Genomic DNA, 1,059 nt, shown 5'->3' on the forward strand with positions numbered 1-1,059 from the left:
GGGTGCAGCAGTGGCTCGAGATGGCCGACGAGGCCATGGAGGAGCTGGGCTTCCTGCCGTCGCAGGACGGCGAGGACGATGAGGATCAGCCCGAGCCCCGCTCCGCCGCTCCCGGCCGCCGCAAGCCGCAGCCGCCGGACACGGGGTGAGCCGCCGGCGAATTCACCGCTTCGCCAACCCTCAGCACTCGCGAACGCAGCCTTCCACTGTGCAACCGGAGAGATCGTTGACACTATAGACCGGATACATCGTTGACAGGTTTCCGGTGTTGTTGAGAGCGCTGATCGCGCCGGCCCGGCCGGGCCGGCGCGATGGGGCGCAGCTTGTGAGTGCCGCGGCCGATGAGGCCGACCGGGTGGTCGGCGAAGCGGACGATCCAGTCGCCGGTCTCGGTCTCGGCGACGCCGACCGGCTCGCCGACCAGGGCCTCGCTGACGAAGATCAGGGTGCCGCCCCATTTGATCTCGCCGTTGGAGCGGACCCGCCGGACCGCGTGCTCGGCATCGTAGGCAGGCTCTTCGATCCGGGCGGGGTAGCACCGCGGGCTTTTACGGTAGCGGCTGGCGGGGGTCTCCTGGCCGAGCGCCTCGTGCGGGCGCAGGTGGTTGTACTCCAGCCGGAAGCGGTCGAAGCTCGCCTGCTGGGCGGCGGGAGTTGCCGCCGGCGGCTTGGCGGTCTCGGCCTTGAGCGTGCCGTGCATCCGCTCATGGCGGCCGTTCTGCTCGGGCGCGCCGGGGTCGATCCGCTCCAGGCGGATGCCGAGCTTGATCCACTTGACCGCCAGCCGGGTCAGCCCGCCGGCGCCGTTGCCAGCAAAGGGCGGGCCGTTGTCCGACCGCAGGCCGAGCGGCAGGCCGTACTCGTGGAAGGCGGCATCGGTCACCGGATCGACCCCCTCGATGGTCGGCTCCACCGACTGGCAGACCAGCAGGAACCGGCTGTCGGCATCGCTCAGGGTCAGCGGATCGCAGCGCACCCCGTCGCCGGTCCGGAACCACCCCTTGAAGTCGATCCCCCACAGATCGTTCGGCGCGGTCACCGGCGCAAAGGGCTGGGTCA

1 protein-coding gene is annotated in these 1,059 nt (G+C 70.6%); it reads right to left on the minus strand.

The genetic code is table 11. From position 1 onward, the window contains the following. Positions 1-232: 232 nt before the first annotated feature. A partial coding sequence (locus AAHM41_RS40235; protein ID WP_342242265.1) for an integrase core domain-containing protein occupies positions 233-1,059 on the minus strand: 827 nt, incomplete at its 5' end.

The organism is Inquilinus sp. OTU3971, assembly GCF_038440215.1.